At 31.7% G+C, this 16,732-nt stretch carries 16 protein-coding genes; 11 read left to right on the top strand and 5 right to left on the bottom strand.

Annotation, left to right across the window (positions count from 1 at the left end; genetic code table 11):
• Nucleotides 1-16: 16 nt before the first annotated feature.
• Nucleotides 17-2,908, bottom strand: a complete 2,892-nt coding sequence (locus OA93_RS17825) for a SusC/RagA family TonB-linked outer membrane protein (protein ID WP_346425750.1) — start codon at nucleotides 2,906-2,908, stop codon at nucleotides 17-19.
• 659 nt (nucleotides 2,909-3,567) lie between these two features.
• Here OA93_RS17825 and OA93_RS17820 point away from each other — a divergent pair.
• Both OA93_RS17820 and OA93_RS17815 read left to right on the top strand, forming a co-directional pair.
• On the top strand, nucleotides 3,568-3,849 hold the full coding sequence (locus OA93_RS17820) for a helix-turn-helix transcriptional regulator (RefSeq protein WP_240474756.1): 282 nt from the start codon (nucleotides 3,568-3,570) through the stop codon (nucleotides 3,847-3,849).
• Between the two features lie 139 nt (nucleotides 3,850-3,988).
• A complete protein-coding gene (locus tag OA93_RS17815; protein ID WP_052259509.1) occupies nucleotides 3,989-4,276 on the top strand; it encodes a DUF3781 domain-containing protein in 288 nt (95 codons plus the stop codon).
• Between the two features lie 120 nt (nucleotides 4,277-4,396).
• Here OA93_RS17815 and OA93_RS25415 read toward each other — a convergent pair whose 3' ends face one another.
• Complete coding sequence (locus tag OA93_RS25415) at nucleotides 4,397-4,555, bottom strand: hypothetical protein (RefSeq protein ID WP_039114980.1); 159 nt, start codon at nucleotides 4,553-4,555, stop codon at nucleotides 4,397-4,399.
• A gap of 533 nt (nucleotides 4,556-5,088) precedes the next feature.
• Between OA93_RS25415 and OA93_RS17805 the strand changes: the two genes are divergently transcribed.
• From OA93_RS17805 to OA93_RS17795, 3 genes are read left to right on the top strand one after another with little or no spacing between them, the layout of a single operon-like run.
• Nucleotides 5,089-5,508 (top strand): hypothetical protein, encoded by a 420-nt coding sequence (locus OA93_RS17805; RefSeq protein WP_039114978.1) that lies wholly within the window; start codon nucleotides 5,089-5,091, stop codon nucleotides 5,506-5,508.
• A 9-nt stretch (nucleotides 5,509-5,517) separates the two neighbouring features.
• On the top strand, nucleotides 5,518-6,900 hold the full coding sequence (locus OA93_RS17800; RefSeq protein WP_039114976.1) for a hypothetical protein: 1,383 nt from the start codon (nucleotides 5,518-5,520) through the stop codon (nucleotides 6,898-6,900).
• Nucleotides 6,887-7,357, top strand: coding sequence for a hypothetical protein (locus OA93_RS17795; protein WP_165572118.1), 471 nt, complete (start codon nucleotides 6,887-6,889; stop codon nucleotides 7,355-7,357). Before OA93_RS17800 ends, OA93_RS17795 begins: the two co-directional genes overlap by 14 nt.
• A 1,608-nt stretch (nucleotides 7,358-8,965) precedes the next feature.
• Here the strand turns inward: OA93_RS17795 and OA93_RS17780 are convergent.
• Both OA93_RS17780 and OA93_RS17775 read right to left on the bottom strand, forming a co-directional pair.
• On the bottom strand, nucleotides 8,966-9,142 hold the full coding sequence (locus tag OA93_RS17780) for a histone H1 (protein ID WP_039114970.1): 177 nt from the start codon (nucleotides 9,140-9,142) through the stop codon (nucleotides 8,966-8,968).
• A 71-nt stretch (nucleotides 9,143-9,213) separates the two neighbouring features.
• Nucleotides 9,214-10,893, bottom strand: a complete 1,680-nt coding sequence (locus tag OA93_RS17775) for an AraC family transcriptional regulator (RefSeq protein ID WP_039115162.1) — start codon at nucleotides 10,891-10,893, stop codon at nucleotides 9,214-9,216.
• 344 nt (nucleotides 10,894-11,237) lie between these two features.
• On the opposite strand from OA93_RS17775, the gene OA93_RS17770 reads away from it, so the two are divergent.
• The 3 genes from OA93_RS17770 to OA93_RS17760 all read left to right on the top strand — a co-directional run bounded on the left by OA93_RS17770 (nucleotide 11,238) and on the right by OA93_RS17760 (nucleotide 13,725).
• On the top strand, nucleotides 11,238-11,951 hold the full coding sequence (locus OA93_RS17770; protein ID WP_039114968.1) for a hypothetical protein: 714 nt from the start codon (nucleotides 11,238-11,240) through the stop codon (nucleotides 11,949-11,951).
• Between the two features lie 119 nt (nucleotides 11,952-12,070).
• Complete coding sequence (locus OA93_RS17765) at nucleotides 12,071-12,940, top strand: AraC family transcriptional regulator (RefSeq protein ID WP_082001832.1); 870 nt, start codon at nucleotides 12,071-12,073, stop codon at nucleotides 12,938-12,940.
• Between the two features lie 104 nt (nucleotides 12,941-13,044).
• Nucleotides 13,045-13,725, top strand: coding sequence for a hypothetical protein (locus OA93_RS17760; RefSeq protein WP_039114965.1), 681 nt, complete (start codon nucleotides 13,045-13,047; stop codon nucleotides 13,723-13,725).
• Nucleotides 13,726-13,816: 91 nt separating this feature from the next.
• Here the strand turns inward: OA93_RS17760 and OA93_RS17755 are convergent, their stop codons facing one another.
• On the bottom strand, nucleotides 13,817-14,989 hold the full coding sequence (locus OA93_RS17755; protein ID WP_039114963.1) for a hypothetical protein: 1,173 nt from the start codon (nucleotides 14,987-14,989) through the stop codon (nucleotides 13,817-13,819).
• Nucleotides 14,990-15,412: 423 nt separating this feature from the next.
• On the opposite strand from OA93_RS17755, the gene OA93_RS17750 reads away from it, so the two are divergent.
• From OA93_RS17750 to OA93_RS17740, 3 genes are all read left to right on the top strand, one after another.
• Nucleotides 15,413-15,892 (top strand): hypothetical protein, encoded by a 480-nt coding sequence (locus tag OA93_RS17750; protein WP_039114961.1) that lies wholly within the window; start codon nucleotides 15,413-15,415, stop codon nucleotides 15,890-15,892.
• Nucleotides 15,893-16,029: 137 nt separating this feature from the next.
• A complete protein-coding gene (locus OA93_RS17745) occupies nucleotides 16,030-16,374 on the top strand; it encodes a DUF4134 domain-containing protein (protein WP_039114959.1) in 345 nt (114 codons plus the stop codon).
• A gap of 12 nt (nucleotides 16,375-16,386) precedes the next feature.
• The gene (locus OA93_RS17740; RefSeq protein WP_039114957.1) at nucleotides 16,387-16,704 is read left to right on the top strand and encodes a DUF4133 domain-containing protein; all 318 of its coding nucleotides are present in this window, start codon (nucleotides 16,387-16,389) and stop codon (nucleotides 16,702-16,704) included.
• The last annotated feature ends 28 nt before the right edge of the window (nucleotides 16,705-16,732 follow it).

The following is a 16,732-nucleotide window of genomic DNA, read 5'->3' as shown; positions in this document are numbered from 1 at the left end:
TTCATACTATAATTGATTAAAAAGTTAATTGGATTCCAGCAGTAACGATTTTAAGAGGAGGAAGATACCCTCTGGTTGTAAATTCAGGATCACCATCATCATAGGGAGTAAAAGTCAAAAGATTTTGCCCTTGTAACATTATGGTACATTGTATTGCTTTAGAATTTATCGGAACAGCATAGCTCAAAGCAACTGTTTTAAGCCGCACATAAGAGGCGTCTACAATAGTAGCGTCGCTTGAGCCATAACGAGATTGTGCTGTAACAGCATTAGTATTGTTTCCCGCACTATAGATTTGATAGGAACCTAAATCTCCTGATTGTTGCCAGTTGTTGATCAATCTTTCCGGTTGATTAATCATCAACCCTGCAAGACCACTGGCATAACTTTGGTTGCGTTGTTTTACAAATTGAAAAAGAAAATCTAGTTTCCATTGTTTGTAGCTCAATTGATTTTGCAATCCTCCAAAATAATCAGGATTAAGATTTACTACTGTTTGCCTGTCATCGGGAGAAGATAATTTTCCATCGTTGTTCTGGTCTTCAAACTGATAGGTTCCTGTTGTAGGGTCAATCCCAATGTACTTGTATCTCAAGAGGATATTAAGAGGTTCTCCGATGCGATACGTATTTTTGTAAGTGGAACTATTTAAATTAGGAAAAGCTATAAGCTCATTACGAGCAATACTCACGTTGAAGCTACTAACCCAATTAAAGTGTTTATTAAAGAAATTAACGGTGCGCAGGGTAAATTCTAGTCCTGTATTTTGTACTGTTGCATCCAGATTGGCTTGGATTTGGGTAAAACCAGTTGTTCCAGGCAGCGGAATTCCGACGAGTTGATTCGAGGAGCGGTTTTGATACCAAGCTCCTGTAAGGAAAATGCGATCGGCGAAGAATCCCAATTCTATGGCGGCTTCCCATTTTTTATTGATTTCCCATCCAAAATCAGGATTAAATAAACGTGTAGGTTGTAGCCCTATACTATTTTGATAATTGATTCCTGAGGAGTTGTAGGTATTTAAAAATTGGTAATCTCCAATTTGATCGCTCCCTGTAGTTCCATAACTGCTGCGCAATTTTCCAAAACTGAACCAAGAACTGCCTTTAAGAAAGCTTTCATTAGTAAATAACCAAGCCACGCCAATAGCACCAAAATTTGCATATTGATTTCCCGGACCAAAACGACTCGATCCATCCCGTCTTGCTGTTAAATTCACAATATAACGATCGTGCCAATTGTAATTAATCCGGCCAAAAAACGCTTGGTATTTATAAATAGTCTCATCACTAAGAATCACTTGGCGAGTGGTGGCGGATGCGAGGTCATGAATCAGACTATTCGAGCTGAACCCACTTCCAGATTGAAACAAGCGTGAAGTGGTTTGTTGTTGAAAGGTTCCTCCTAGTAGAATACCAAGTTTACCACCACCAAATTTCTTTTCCCAATTAACTTGTGGTTCTATAATCCAGGAACTACGCTTGGTATTGTTGAGGAATATATTAGAATCGACGCTAGTGTAACCAAGGGATGGATTATAGATTGTGGAAGGAGTAATGCGACTTTCTACATGTTGTAAATCACTATAACCAAAGCTACTTTTTAGGACCAAATCAGGTATAATTTCATAGGATAAAATAGTATTTGCTAGTAGGTCTTTGGTTATGGATTCTTGTTGGGCAGGTAAGTTTCGTAATGGGTTTTCCCATGTTCCTTTCTCCCAGTTCAGATTTCCTGCTGCATCATACAAGGCAGGAGCATTAGGAGCAAGAGAACGAGAATCATACGTAAGGTCATTGGCAGGGAGGTCGTTATTTTGGGCAGTATATCCAGAGGAAAAGACTAAACGAAATTTTCCATCTTCAGATTGATGATTAAGGCTGAACTGAGCCCCTCCTTTTTTATATAAAAAATCACCTGGGAATACAGTTGATTCTGTGTGATAGTTTCCACTAAGAAGAAATTGAGTATACTTAGAACCACCTGAGATGGTTCCTTGCAAATCTGTAATTAGAGCAGTGCCACCTATGAGTTCTTTTTGCCAATCGGTATACCGATTTTGATCCCATGTTCCATTGATGTCGTAATCACTCGCTGGGTAGGTAGTAATTCCATCATTAACAAAAGCTTGTCTGCGCATGCTGAGATATTGCCCAGTATCCATGAGTTTCATGAACTTGGTAACCGTTCCAGCGCCTGAAGAGGCCGTGAGGGTAAACTTTGTTTTTCCTTCTTTTCCCTTTTTTGTAGTAATGAGTACCACACCGTTGGCACCACGTGAACCATAAATAGCGGTTGCATCGGCATCTTTGAGTATTTCTATACTCTCTATCGCATCTGGATTGATGCTATTAAGTGGGCTAGTAGTAGTGGGAAAAACGGTTGAGGTCTGTGCGTAGCCGATGGGGTCTGAGGCATAAGGAACACCATCAATTATATATAGTGGAGCGTTTGCATCACGGCGTATGCTGTTTTGTCCTCGTATTTGGATTTCGAATCCTCCACCGGGAACTCCTGTGGTTTGGGTTACGTTCACTCCAGCCATCCGTCCTTGCAGTGTTGCCAAGACATTAGTGACAGGCTGGGTTTCGATGTCTTTGGCTGTGATTCTGGAAATACTGCCCGTACGCTCACTTTCCTTTACGGTATAATATCCTGCATTGACTCGGACTTCTTGCAACGCCATAGTATCGTACTCTAATTCTATGTTTATGGCTTGCCGTCCTTTTATTGGGATTAGGGCGGTTTTGAAACCTATAAAAGAAACGATTAAAGTATCAGATACAGCCGCAGCGATACTATACTGCCCGTTGTAATCGGAAATAGTTCCTGAATTCGTTTTGCCTTTTAAGGCAATAGTAACACCGGGTAAAGGATTTGTACCATCGGTAATGGTACCATGTACCAAATTTTGTTGAGTGTTGGACTGCAGTTGCCGCAGTACACTTTTTGCTAAAACAGGGGTAAAAGACAAGAAACACCCGAAAAAAAACAGGCAATAAAGAGCCTTACTACCCTTGTAAAATGAATAATTATTCATAATATTGGGTTAGTTAAGTAAAACGTTTGTTTTGTTTGCTACGGTCCTCTATACTAGTTTGGTGACGAAGTAGAGGGCCATTTTTTATGCGTTAAGTTAGGTGGAGTATGGTATCGACTACCAGTTTTGTTGAATCATAGGCAAGAGATTTTAATTAGTTGGAAACTATTAATGCAATTGCAAGCCTAAAAAACAATGAAGATTTGGTGCTATGAATGAAAACTGAAGGATTTGCTAAAGAAATAAAAAATGGCGCAGGTACTCAGCTTATCGTATCAAAGGCACTGGCGGCGCCCTACCACAAATAAGTGAGCCCACGCCAAAATAGACGTGAGCATCTTACTTATCCTCTCGTGGTATTTAAAACGCCAGTTTTTTGATACGAGATTCAAAGCGAATGCTTCAAATATTTTTAATGAAGAATCGCAAAATTAATAAAGGATACTGACTATTACTATAATAATTGTATCAAATCTTATTCAAAGATAGTAAATAATATTTGTAATCCAAGTGGCTTACAGAATATTATGAAAAAAGATCAAAATTGCAGTATGGCAGAATTAACAAAAGAAGATATTGTATTGCAAAAGAAAATTGCAGAGAGAATAAAGTTTTTAAGATTAAAAACAAGTCCTTCTCAAACAGACTTTGCTAAAAAACATGATATAGACCGCCAAACTATTAATCGTTGGGAAAGTACAAACGATAAAAGGGGAGTAACTATATATTCTATTCAAAAATTTTGTAAAATGTTAGATATAACGTTGAAAGATTTTTTTGATGATGAAAGATTTAAAGATGATGCTTAGGCATCATCTTTAATACTATACTAAACTGTGAGGAATAGTAGTTTTCTAAATATTCTACTCCGTCATAAATAACTAAACAAACTTATACAGATATTACAGACAAGGGTATCAAAGTTTCAACTGAAAATCAAATAACAAAATGATTATAAACAAAATTGAAATTCTGAATAAGATTTGTTACACAGAACTAGTTTATGACAGAATAAATAAAAAACTAAGTAGTAACTTAACAAAATCTGAAATTGAAACAAAGCTTTTTGATATCATAAAAAAAACGGAAGAAAAATTCTTTCATAAAATCGGTAAAAATTATTATGTTTCAAATACTGAAAATGACATCAGAATTACGGTAAACTCATATACATACAGAATTATCACTGTTGACCGAATTACTAAAATCAAAAAAAAACTATCGGATTTAAAATAATTGAAACAAACACTATCACAATTATTATAGTGATTGTTAAACTCTTTTAAATTAAAAAAAGTGAAACTGGTAAACAACCCCACTTAAATAATCTAAGTAGGGTTTATTTATTTTACCAAATTACTTTTTAGCCGCTTCTACAGAAACTTTTCTAAACTCTTTTAAAAGTTTCTCAATTTCTAAAGTTGCTTTACGTGATCTTGGTTCAGCAGCTTTTACACCTTTCTTGATTAGTGGCTTAGATTCTGTTTTAATCTTTCTTACTCCATAACAAACCATAATCTTTCTGATACGATTATGTTACTTAATTCAAGTAATAAATTATTCTTATGCAATCCATAAATCTTTTCCAAGAAAGTAATTTAGATTCCAGATTGTTCATTTCTTACACTCATAAGTGCCCAATTTATGATTACTTTTTTCCAAAATTAAGTTATGAACGCTTCACTTAGCTTATTTATTATCACTTATCTTACTATAAAAAGATTATTTAGATAAAATACCATGTAGTAAATTTTTTATAAAATCATTAAAAGTGGGTATTGCTTAGAGCAATGGGAAGGGTTAGTTTTGGAAGATATTTTTTAAAATGATAATTCTCTTTTAATTAAATATAAAAACACATATCACTACAGTTTATTTTGCAGAGCATGTACACATAACTCTAGGAACTATTGTAGAATATATCGAAAGAGATTTTAAATCACATACCCATAAATAAGAATAAGTCTTGAGTCTAAAAAAAGAATGAATATTGGGGACATTATAGACAAATATGCTAAAATAATAGTGGTAAAAATCTAAATCAAATTATGAGTAGAATAAGAATTGTTGGAGGCACAATAACAACAACTACTGGTGGAGACCATAATATCTACTCTGACGGCAATATTGTATATAATTCAGCTAAAGCTATTACAGAAACAAGTGATGTAGGAATTAGTTATGGAGAGCCTAAAAACGCACCTAAAATAAGTAAATTTAAAAAAATATTTGATATTAAATGGATGTGTGCTGAGATGAAAAACCAAATAAGTGCTGCGAATATTGGAAATAAAGTAAGTCTTTTGGTAAGAACTCGTCACTATGAAAAAGGAGAAACTGTTAGTTTGAAAATTAAAGAGATTGACGACAAGGAAATAAAAGGAGGAGTAAAAGAACTTATATTTACAGGAATTGTAAATGAAGATGGCTTTGCTGAGCTAAAAGAACGGTTAGAAATTGAAAACTAAAATAGCTCGATGGGAAGAACATTTTATATTGCAGAAATAGATGGTGATACACGCTTTCAGCACGTACGTTTAAATATAATAGAATCTGGGATATATATAAATCCAGGCATTGCCTTTATGGGATTTATGAATCAAAACTTTTATTTTGTCAATGATGTCAAGAAAAAAGTAGGACTTAATAATGTAGAGATTGGATATGTAAAATATTTGTACAAAATAAGAAACGCGTACAAAAACAATACTGAAATATCATACACTTATTTTACAGGACCAAATGGGTTTCACATAAGAGAAAGAGTTTTTATTGCAGGAAAAATATTTCCAGTTTTAAATGCTGTTTATAAAGGAGAAAATGCAAATCCAAAAAGAATAGAGATAAGAAGCTGTAATTTTACGGAACTTAGACTACTTTTTGGAGAGCCTGATTACTCGAGGTACAGTATAAACTACATTAGTATAGATAACGATAAAATTAAAATATTTTTGCCAAAAGAGGAAATGGGAATAAATTATGCCACATATTTATTCGATTTTTTAACAAATGGCTCTGAAATGCAAAGAGTGGCTACCCATGGTGAATTTCCGGATAAAGAAACGTGCGAATTAGCCAGAAATTGCACCCTCTATACAGATGCGCTTCCACCTGGTTGCTGGCTAACGAGTGATAGAGAAGATAACAATGAAGTATGGAAAAAAAGTTGTGAGTATATCCTAGAATTTAAGCAAACAGGGATTTTGGCACCTTTTTCTCAAATTGCAGATTTCTACAAACATGTAGATGATAAATTACCTCAATTTGGGCATCATATAAGATGGACTAAAGGAGCTATTCCTTTAGTTAGTGCGTTACAGGCTCTAGAAGGAGGCGCATCATATATTGAAAATAGTGTAGAGGCAATATTAAGTGAATTGAATGTGGGCATTTGCGATTATGCCATTACTCAATTTTATGAATTGTTTTACGGGAAATATAAAGATGCTCCCCTAACAAACGATGCAGATGCTTATGATTTTGATTTACAATTCGTAAAACACGAACAAGGTGTGGTAGCTCCTCCTATTTATGCTAAAACGACTCGAGAAACTATAAATGTATTCCAGGCTATGGCTGACAAAGACCCTCAAGGGGATACAATGCATATTAAGGATAGCTGGCACGGATTAGGCTCATTAGTTATTTCTATTTTTAAAAATGTAGCCCCAGAGTTTGACAACCCTTGGAATGGAGATGTAACTGATTCTGGCTTCAGAACCGATTTACCTTTGCTGATGCTATGGCTGGATCGACATAAACCTACCTCAAAATCATTTAGAGATAAAGTAGATGCAAATGGGTATTTAAAAGAAAAATATAAAAAAATAATTAGAGATAATGAATATGAAAAGAAATAATTTTTTTGTAAAAATATGGCTAGTTCATTTATTTGTCTATTATTTAACTGCTAGTGTTATAGTAAAAGGGAATTTATTAGACAACCCTTTGAGTTCTAAAAAAATGTTAGAAATAATTCAATTAGTATTAATTTCTCCATTTTTTGGGATTATGGGTTTTTTAGAAGATATACCATTCTTTATATTACTTCCTATTTCTATAATGTTAGCTTTAATTTTTACTAAGTTCAAGAAAAGATGGTTTTTATCTTATTCATTATCTTTATTTATTTCATACTTTATTGATTATCTCTATCTTTTTTATAATCATAAACAAACTAAAGTTTTATTTGATGATGGATACAATATTTTATTTGTTGTTATTCCTTGTTTAATTGTTTCAATAAGTGTTAATTGGTTTTTATTTAAGGATAAATATAAAAATATAATTATAGATAATGATTATACAAAAAAATGAGCCACTTATTAACACAACAGCTAAATTGTAGATTTCTCACATATCCATTTATTATTTTACATATTTAAACACATATAATCTTGTTAGTAATATTATATGGAATGGAGTTTTTCTGAAAAAGAAGCTTTGATAATGTCTTTACGATCAACAATTATAGGTCTTATTAGTTTTTTTGATGGTTTACCTTTTTTTCTTGTTTTTCCAATTATTTTAATGTTGCTACTTTATGATTATGGTTTTAAACGAAAAATACACAAATCCTATTTGGTTTCATTGTTAATTTCACATCTATCATTATATCTTTTATTATGGAGTAGAAATGAGCATAAACACTATTTTTCTACTAGATTATTATCAGAATTAGAAGCTCCAGAAATTAATGTTCTTTTTTTTTTGCAATACCAAGTTTAGTAATGGCTTTGTATGTTAATTGTTTTTTATTTGGGCGGTATGAAAATCTAAAAAAAATAATTGATTACCATTTTTTTAAGGCAACTAGGATGTGGTAAATGATTATTTAAAAAAGTAGTATAAAAAAATAATTAGAGACAATTAATATGAAAAAAAATAAATCAGGTACTTTTCGAATATGGTTTATCCATATATTACTATATTATTATGTATATGCAATTATTCATTTTTCCATACAAAATTATTATTCATGTGGAAACAACTTCACAATATGGTCAATATTAGTATTATTAGCATACCCAATCGCAGGAGTATTAGGTTTCTTTTACATGTTTCCATTGTTTTTTCTATTGCCTATTACCATAATGCTTGTACTATATAAATACATTTATTTTAATCAATTTTATAAATCATACTTAATCGCTATATTATTTTCACATTTTTCGCATTACATTTTTTTGGATATGCATAGTCCGAACTTATATTTTACGGCAATAATAAATTCAAGAATCAAAGTTCATAAGGTCAATAATTTATTTTTCATTGTTCCAAGTTTAATTGTGGCTTTGTCTGTTACTTGGTTTTTATTTGAAAAGTATGAAAATCAAAAAAAGGAATAATTGCCAATCATTAAAAAGTAAATGCATCTATAAAAGAGTAGTGTAGAAAGACGATAAGAAATATTGATTATGAAAAAAAATGAACCATCAATTAACAAAACAGCGAAATTATGGATTTCACATATATTGGTTTACTATTTTATTTTTGTGTGTCTTTCAAATCTTGCGATGAAAAGAAGTTTCTTTTATAAAGAGTCTTTGGATACTCTAGCTTTCTCTCCTTTGCTAGGTTTAATGGGATATTTAGATCATTTTCCCAGCTTCTTCATTTTTCCAATTATTTTGATGTTAGTATTCTATTATCGTTTTTTTAAACAAAAAATATATAAATCGTATATAGTTTCATTGTTGATTTCATACTTTTTATTATATCTATATTTGTTTAATATAGGAGGACTCAAATCAGATTTTGTGGATGTAAATATTTTTTTATTTATTATTCCAAGTTTAGCAATAACAATGTCAATTAATTGGTTTCTATTAGGGCGATATGAAAATCGGAACAAAAATAATTCTGTTCCGATATAACTAATTTTAGATTAATAATCGACTTTCCCTAGGAAAACTCATTAGATACTTATTTCTTAGATTCTTCCACAGAAACTTTTCTAAACTCTTTTAATAGTTTTTCAATTTCTAAAGTTGATTTACGAGCTCTTGGTCCAGCAGCTTTCACACCTTTTTCGATTAATGATTCAGATTCAGCTTTAAAAGTTTCGAATTCTGCATTGATTTTTGATACTAGATCTTTCATGATATGTTTTTAATTTAAGAGCCCAAAAATATTCTTTTTCTTCTTAATACATAAATCATGTGCAATTAATTTTACAATTGTTGCTTTTCTAATTCTTTTATAAAAAAAGTAGGAGAGATTTCAACTCTTTGCTGAAAGGCATTTGTAAAGCGTTGTGTTGAGCTAAAACCGGCTTCTTCAGCCAATGCTGCATTACTAAACTTTCGTACAATTCTGTTTGTTTTTAGGAGTTCTACTAGATAGTCAATTTTCAGGTCATTGATATATTCTACAAACTTTTTACCTCTATAATGGTAAATGATTTGAGACAGATACTTGGTGTTAGAGTCAAAAGCTGCTGCAAGTTTTACCAATGTCAAATCTTGTTCCAAGAATTTCTTCTCTTGTTCAAATTTCTCTAATTGTTTTAGTATTCCAGCTACAGTATCAGGGTTTATATTTAATGTGCCTGCAGATATCTTTTTTAGTCTTACATCATCTTTACTGTTTTTGCTTTTAAACATTAGTTCAGCAAATTTTTTTCTAAAATTTTTTTTATTTCGGATGTTTCTATATGTTAAATAAGAAGAGGAAAGAATAAGAAGACCAATAACACAAATAAAAATTATTTCAGTAGATTTTCTTCGATTAAAAGAGCTTTCGAGTTTCTTCTTTTCTGCAAGCAGTTTTTTCGTATCATATTCCTTATGTATTTTTCCTGTTAGGTATTTATAGGTACCGTTGGAAATACTATCTACTTTAAGCAACTTATTGATATAGTATAACTCTTCTTTTGGACTTTTCTTTCCAGCATAATAGTCTATGAGTACTTCATACATTTCTCGAAGATCGGGGCGAATGTAACCCTCGTCATCAAAGCTCTTATCTACTTTACGGAAATAATGCAGCGCCTGATCTGTTTTGCGCAATTCCCAATAGCTTTTTCCTATATAATAATTCCCTACACTTTCATTAGAAAAATCTTTGTTCTTTCGAATACCAATGAGTCCGCTTTGAATAGTTTGTATTGCTAGGGCATAATTTTTTTTGCCATATTGATTAATACCTTCTGAGTGGATAAAATAAGGTTCTGCTTCTCTATCATTACGTTTCTTTCCTTCCTTTAGTCCAATACTATTTATCTCACTGCATAATCCATAATTCCCCAATCTATTATTTACTAGTCCCAAGGAATGGAGCGAATTAAGATATCCTTGGTCATCATTATTCTTAAAATAATCTACACATTTCTGTAGTAACACTATAGCTTCATCATATGAACCTAGATAATATTTAATAAGAGCCATGTTGTATTTTACTTTGTAAAACAAGTAAGTATCGCTAGTCTTTGCTATAAAATTATTCGCCATGATGTAATTGTCTAAGGCGGCACTATGTTCTTTTTCTCTATAATAGACTATTCCTTTGGAGAGATATGCTGAGCCAATAAGTACATTATCTTTTGATTTCTTGGCTGCATAAATCATACTATCGGCATAAGCTAATTTATATTTTTCATCAGATTTTAGCAAAAAATAGTTTTTATATCCCAAGACAATCTCCTTCCAATTCTTTTCTGTTTTGGCTTTAGCCAAATAAGAATGAATATATACTGCGGCTTTTGAGGGGTTTCTTTTAAAAATATCAATCTGCTCGTCCAGATAAACATATTCTTTGTTTAGCAGGGAATCGGGAATAGGAGTGTTTTTTTTCTGGGCAACAACTACTTGAGTTGCCCAAAATAGTAATAGGATTATATATGTAATAGCCATAATAGATAGTGGGATAAGCAAAGTTAATTTGTGAAAAAAATCTCCTTGATTGCCCATTAAGATATCATGAGATTAATTGTGATGTTTAGACTTTAAAAATAATGTAAATAATTGATTAATAGTGTATTGTTTGTGAGAAATAATGTATGGATTTCGTGGAAATCCATAGTGTAAGTAATGGAATTCGCTAAGTAATCTCTTGTAAGAGTTAATTTCTGCTTATAGATTTGCTTCGAATTCAAAAGCAAAAAGTTTGGTATCGTACCAAATAAAGTTCTGCTTACCCGGGTGCAATGAATTAGACAATCTAAAATTGTTTGGTAATATCTAACACACCACGAATTATGAAAAATACAGTATTATTAATTTTAATCTTTCCGTTTATTGCTATTTCCTGTACTAACGATGGGAATGTAGATGATTTGTCAACTAATAAAAAAGTCAATTTTAAAAAGCCAAAAATGATTTTGCAAGGGCCTGAGAATGATGCAAATCCGTATGATAGTATTGGGAGGCTCCATAATGAGGTTCTGGAAATATATTTAGCAGCAAACTCTGGTAGCATAACAATTGAGGATATCATGGTGCAAATACAATCAATAGGACTTTCAAATACCTTTAATATCGTTCAGGATTGTAGTGCGCCAACTTCAATTAACATCATTAATACAATTCTTAGTGATCCACTAAATAATGGGGATACTATTATAGAGAATTCAGTGCTATCCCCTCAAGCTAAAACAAAGATCAAAATATTCTTGAATTCCTTGGCAATGATACAAAGTAATCCATACGACGATATCTATGAATCTATAACTACCTATGAAAGTGAGATTATATCGAATCATTTATTAAACAATGTAGACAAAAGAGTTATGCTAACTACAGCATCCATTGCAAGATATTCGATATACTATGAAAAGAAAAAAGACAGAGATTGGGATAGCTCATATGGCAATCATATAGGTGGTATAATAGGTGCACTTGATCCTTCGTTGTCTCCTGTGATTATGGCACTTGTTATTGGTCTTGCACAAAATAACCTAGTTATTAATTAATAATCCAGAACACAAAGCACAAAACTATTATCTCATTATAATACATCCTTTATTATGAGATAATTGTTTATCGTAGAACGGACATATGATTATTGTATTGGTTATAGAATATAATTTCAATGAGGATTTTATTATATCATTTAGACTTATCACATATGATTAAAGATTTTATCAATAATAGTTTTGAATTCGATAAGAAAGGACTGTTTGTTTCTTTTGTCAAGGGGTATGATGCTTGGGAGATAAACAGATCTTTCAAAACATCAAATTTCACCTTGCTTTTAATTCGGTCAGGAAATTTAAAACTTCAACTAAATAATAAACTTCAACTACTGAGTGCACATGATTTAGTTTACATACCTAAGAATACGTTTTGTAATATAATAGACAGAAACGAACTATTACAAGTATGCATCATGATTACGGAACGAGCTTCTTTCTCCTCTTCTTTTAATAGTAAAAATTATCTTGGAATTACACTTAACACTACCGATTTTAAACTAGTCCTACAGCTTTTTAAACTAGTAGATCTTAAAAACAGAAACATAACCTATTCCATTTATAATAATGAGTTAATGAAACACTCTTTTAATCAGTTTTTGTGTGAGATTAAAATCATTTATAGTAAGTACCGTGATAATGGAGCGCTTGGTATGACTCGGAAAGAACTACTTGTAGCGCAATTTATAAATTATATTGTATTACATAGCAAAGAAAGACACAGTGTGCAGTTTTTTGCAGATGCCCTTTGTATTACCCCAGGATATTTAAATAAAATAGTAAAACAAATTACGGACAAAACGGCTAAAGATCTCATCTGTGAAGGATTGCTTATTGAAGCGAAAATATTATTGAAAAATTCACAAATAACGATTTTCAATATCGCGGATGAATTAGAATTCAACAATTATTCTTCTTTTAGTACATTTTTTAAAAGACACACTTCCCTGTCACCCTCCGAATATCGGTCACAATTAAATCCCCATTGAATATAAATATGATTTGACTGGGTTAAGAATGTTCTATAAGTATTGATTTAGAGTACTGTCGATTACAAGTCGAGAGAAATATTTACTAAGTAAAAGTAAAAAAAATGACTCAAGCCTATCTTTTAGAATGGATGGATTTAACGGTTACATCAACCCTTAATCCTAATAAAACGGATCTTACTATGATTACTCAAATTCAATCACGAGCGATTATTAAGAAAGCGACCCAGCAAACATTTTTGATTCAGTCACAATTTACTGTGCAGGTTTTTTCGCTTACTAACGAGAAACAAATTAAGATTCTAGTTGGAAATTATTATTCATCATTATTATTTCTTTTGGATAAAATCACAGAAATAAATAATAGTAATGAATTGCATAGAGACAATCTGAAAGAAGTTACAGCAAGCTTAATTTCTTGTTTAGATGAATTAATAACTTTTATAGAATCAAGATTTGCAAACTATTTAGATAGCAACTTTGAAATTATTAAAAGGAAGTACGATGGCCCCACTAAAATGAATACCCCTTCTAATAAAGTTTTATGTAAACTTTCAACAGATCAGACGGCGTTAATACTCAGGGCATCTGATGAATTGAAAATTCTTATTTCAAAATCAATGAATCATTTATTTAAAACAATTGTTCCATTTCTGTCCACTCCAAATAAAGTAAATCTTTCTTATGATGCGATGCGAAGCAAAGCATACGTAGCCGAAGAAAGAGATAAGGAGATAGCAATTGAAACATTGGAACGAATGATTAAACAGATTAAAGAATATTAGCTATATACAGATAATATAAAATATAAAAAAAATGCCACTTTATTTTCCATTTTTAAAACTGGACTGATTGAAAAATAAATTTGATATTTTTTTAGATGGTTCTCCTTTTATAATTAACCAAAATATATATTAAAAAACCAATGAACCAAGCCGCTAAAACAACGATAAAAAAAAATGCAATAATTGATGGATGAAGATAATTTGGTTCATAAAATAATCGTTCTAAAGTCGTAAATTTTTCTTCTAAAGCCTTTCTGTCAAAGTTATTATTGATACCGTTAAGTAGTTCATTATTATGATCTTTATAATAGTAAATATCTTTGACAAGCTTTTTAGGAACGATATGAGTCTCAATCTTATACTTTTTAAGTAATGTATCCAACTTCTGAAAATTAGATACTAGCGAATCTTGTTTGTATTTATAAATCAGCTTATATCGTTTTACTGCAGCATCATATTGCTGTTTCTCTATCGGAATTCCTTTTACAGGCATGTATAAAGAATTATTTTCTATAAATATGCAAATATCGCCATCATATCTCGGGTCAACTTCTCTGCCTTTATAGATAATTTGGGTACTATCTTTTATGACATTCTTTTTAATTATTCGCTCTAGAAGTTCTTTTTTACCAAAACCAAAACTATCCAAAATAGTATTAGTTGCTGCAGAAACTTTATTTAAATCTGTGGTCAGTACTTTCAAAGTATCAATACTATAGTATTTATATGCAACATTAAAATATTGATCCGAAACCAAAGTGCTATCTACAACTTCAATAACTGGATAGGGTTTGGGATATAATATGTTGACCGGATTGAATAATTTCTCTGAACTGTAAGAAGTATAATTATACAAAAACGGATTTAAGACATTCAATAGAGTTTTGTCTTTGTTCAATTTTGTTTCAGACAATTCGGATTTTAGTTTTGCATTTAATCCAAAACTATAGCTTACAAAAAAAGAAAAACTCAAAAAAGAAATCAATAGTAACACACCACCAATTTTAAGCAAATTACCAAAAGAATAATTTTGTTTCGTATGATTTTTTAGTAAAAATATTAGGAAGAAAAGTAAAAACAATCCGCTTATAAAGAAGTGAGAAATAGATACATCGTCATAAAACTTAAACCTATAAAATTCGGTATAAATATCGATACTTTGAATTCCTCCAAACTTAAAATAACCGTATAAAAAATAGCCCAAGTGGATAAATAATAGTACAACAATAGACTTTATGAAGAAGTGGTTTAATTTTTTATCCATGTTTTGTTTTAAGGAATTACTCTCAAATATAAAGAATACATTTTAAATATCAATTCTTTAAATAATTAAGTATTAAGAAGGGACTAAGAATCTCTACAAGAAATAAATACATAGTTTTGCTATATTGCCGAGCTACTAAAGGATATTTTTTATTTCTCCTTTAAATGCGTCTTTATCTAAAAGAGATTACTTTCAGCGTCCTCTTATAGAGCTATTTTATTTTTTTCTACATTTTTCTACATTTTTTTTCTTGATTTTACTGAGGGTACAGCGGGGTACAACGGGGGTACGACAAAAAGCTGGACTTGTAGCAGTTGGTTGTCTATTGTTTCTTTGCCCTGTAATGATGAAGTCCCAGATTTGGAATTATTCCATCTACTGGGATTGTGAGAAACTAATGTAGAACGATAAAATGAAGAAGGTATGTTTACAAACATTTCATGGGGTAATTACATAGTTGTAGTTATGCTGCTATTGGTAAGTTGGTATTTATTTGTTGGATTTCGATTTTATTTTGATGACCTCAAAGAAATGATATCTGGAAAGCGGAAACTTCAATTCCGCAGATTAGGAGATCCAAATTACGGAGACTTCCAATCGGAATTAAATTATCAGGATCCACCTGAAAGAAATTTAGACCAATCTTCATTTGGTGAATTTGACGCTACGTTTCAGATCGTTGATACTCTTGTAGAACAGTTAAAAAACTTTATCACAGATGCTAGAAAAAGAAAACTAGCCAAACAAGAAGTATTGGACTACATCCAATTATTTTTTAAGCAATATCCTGCTGTAAAAGATTCTGCGTTTCGCTCTTCTGTGAGTGAATTTATTGTAACAGAATGCCAAACACTAGATGCTATGGCTATTACTCAGGCAGAAGTTGAAGAGTTATGGAATTGAAAAATTAAACAACATAGCGGAGGAAATACCCTTGTCCGTCCCGGTGCGGTATGGCTTATGTGACATGAAAGTGGAGTTGTGACAACGGCAATCTCCTCCGTTTTATCAGAATTTTTAAACTTCAAAAATAATGAGAGATGAAAAAATGGAACTGGAATTTGAGAAAGTTTATTGGGCAAAAACCATCTGTTTTCTGTACGCTTCTAGTACAAATCTTTATGGTAATTAGCTATGAAGTTTACGCCCAGGATGGACTTGCAGGAATCAATGAAGCCAACCAACAAGTACGAAGTTATTTTGATGCAGGAACTGAACTCATGTACGCCGTTGGAGCAATATTAGGGCTTATAGGAGCGGTGAAGGTGTATCAAAAGTGGAATGCAGGAGATCCTGATACTGGTAAAGTGGCAGCCGCATGGTTTGGAAGCTGCGTGTTTCTGGTAGTAGTAGCAACGGTAATCAAATCTTTCTTTGGAATTTAATCGTATTGCATCATGTCAAATAGTGTCTATAAAATAAACAAGGGAATTAACCAAAGTATAGAATTTAAGGGGTTAAAAGCGCAATACATCTGGTATCTGGGTGGGGGAGTCATTGCTTTGATGATACTGTTTGCCATATTGTACATAGCAGGTTTGCCATCCTTTATTTGTGTAGGAATAATTGGTATTTCGGGAACATTATGGGTTTTGAAAATATATAAGATGAGCCATAAATACGGAGAACATGGAATGATGAAAGCCTTAGCGAAACGACAGATTCCTAAAGCTGTAAAATCTCAGAGTAGAAAGATATTTATGATGCGAAAATGAGATTTATTTCAAAGTAAAGGACTGGTAG

Source organism: Flavobacterium sp. KMS (genome assembly GCF_000813005.1).
Lineage (GTDB): Bacteria > Bacteroidota > Bacteroidia > Flavobacteriales > Flavobacteriaceae > Flavobacterium.
Note: the sequence above shows the minus strand (reverse complement) of the source record. Positions and strands in the feature narration are given on the sequence as shown.